The following is a 1802-nucleotide window of genomic DNA, read 5'->3' as shown; positions in this document are numbered from 1 at the left end:
TCTCCATTTGGTAACTTTAAATCTTCAACATATTCAAGAGCAGCTTTACTTACAATCCATCTCGCTTTATTCGCTACACTAGTAGAAGGTTTATTTTTTAATTCTTTAATGATTGCTACCGGTTCGGTTTGCGTTGGTGTAAATACTTTCGCTTTATTTAATAATGATCCAGGGTTAAAAGTATCTGTACCATTAAACATATAATCCATTTCTTTTTTTAGATATTCCTTTTTCATTACGTCAATTACCAAATCACTTACACTCAATGGAGTCAAAGTTAATAATCTTTTCTTAATCCTTGAGATAGAATCAAATTCTACAGGTGCTAACAATTCCGCAGTTAACCCTAAATTATTAACCTCAATTTCATTCTCATCATCACGTTCTGTACTATTAACTCCAACTTCAACTTTTGTATCTCCAGTTAACACCGGATACCCTAAATTCCCATCAACCGTTACAACTTTTCCGTATTTACGTAATAAATTTTCTTGTTCCACATAACCAATAATTTCTTCAGCAATGCTTTTCGGAATTGTAGCTTTTCCATTATTAATATCTATGCCTAATGTACGAACTTCCATTTCAGAAGTATTTCCTAGTAAGTAGTTTGTAAATGCTGAACGAATTTCTTTTTTATTTTTCATTGTTGTAGTCATATTATAATTCTCCTTATATTTTGTTTTTAATTGTTATTTGAATTTTTTCAAAGTCCTATTAATCTCATCAAGTAATTCTATTCTTTCAATCTCAAACAAGGACTGATCAATTTGCCCTTTCAAGAACAAATGCTGTCGTTTATCCCCTTCTACAACTGTGGTATCAGGATATGCCGGACTATATACCGGACTAATTTCACGTAAACGCGCCTTTAAAATAGTTCTATATTCATCTCCACCTTTAGTTTCCCAATTTGAATTTTCATCTACAAAGGTAAAAGAAACATGTGATAATTTACCGTTAGTCACTTCTTGATATACTTTTTTCCCTAGATCATTATCAGGAAGTATTAACTTGAAACTTAGCCCTACGCTATCTTCTTCCAAAGTTAAGCTACCATCTTGAATCTTTCCTAAAAAATCCTTTTTATTGTGATTAAATAATGCAATTTGATCCTTTTCTCTCAGGGACTTTTTAAATGCTCCCTTTTTTACCTTCTCATAAAATTGCTTCCTACTTCCAAGTATCTTATTCGACCATTTATCCCACTTGACAGCATAACCACTGATTATTTTTTCCTTATTATCACTACGTGTCGTTAATTTAAGTTCACTAACCGAACAACGTATTTCCATTTACATCACATCCGCTGTCTTTTTTGTGAGACATTTATTTTTTTCAATGCAGCATCTATCTGTTTCAAAATACTAGTTCTTAGCTGCACTTCTTTTCCAAGTTCTGCTTTGGCCCTTTCTTCTCTTCCAACCATAGATGCAGTTTCATAACGTCTAGTCATTTTCCACACCTCCTCTCAATACCATTTCGACAATTATCGACAAAACAAAGGTATAACATCCCCACTTTTTCACGTATTAATCCTATAAAAACACCCTATTTTTCGCCTTAAAAACTGAAGGTTATATGCTCTAAATTGTTGATATAGCAAGGTTTTCAACACCCTTATTGGCATTTTTGTATCAAACACCCCCCTTTATTTTTTTAAAATCTTTCCGAGGTGCACACTTGCCTCCCTCTCCCCTATCTCCCAAAGCATGCTTGTCTTTTATTTTTGATAGGGGGGGTTATAATAAATCGTCCATTTCAATAGCTTCCACAGTTCTCTATCCTCCTGACTTTAATCT

Annotated in this window: 3 protein-coding genes; all 3 read right to left on the bottom strand. The window is 33.2% G+C overall.

All coding sequences use genetic code 11. From position 1 onward, the window contains the following. Window positions 1-659 (bottom strand): phage major capsid protein (locus V7024_RS05380; RefSeq protein WP_335516681.1); only part of this gene is annotated, 659 nt, incomplete at its 3' end. 33 nt (window positions 660-692) lie between these two features. Further along, the gene (locus V7024_RS05375) at window positions 693-1295 is read right to left on the bottom strand and encodes an HK97 family phage prohead protease (protein WP_335516678.1); all 603 of its coding nucleotides are present in this window, start codon (window positions 1293-1295) and stop codon (window positions 693-695) included. A 5-nt stretch (window positions 1296-1300) separates the two neighbouring features. Then, complete coding sequence (locus V7024_RS05370; RefSeq protein WP_170968783.1) at window positions 1301-1456, bottom strand: hypothetical protein; 156 nt, start codon at window positions 1454-1456, stop codon at window positions 1301-1303. Window positions 1457-1802: the final 346 nt, after the last annotated feature.

It is taken from the genome of Bacillus sp. JJ864, assembly GCF_036963045.1.
GTDB lineage: Bacteria > Bacillota > Bacilli > Bacillales > Bacillaceae_G > Bacillus_A > Bacillus_A pseudomycoides_C.
Note: the sequence above shows the minus strand (reverse complement) of the source record. Positions and strands in the feature narration are given on the sequence as shown.

Coding starts and splice junctions, on each gene's coding strand:
- V7024_RS05370 (WP_170968783.1), bottom strand. CDS start 1,456: ATGACTAGACGTTATGAAACTGCATCTATGGTTGGAAGAGAAGAAAGG.
- V7024_RS05375 (WP_335516678.1), bottom strand. CDS start 1,295: ATGGAAATACGTTGTTCGGTTAGTGAACTTAAATTAACGACACGTAGT.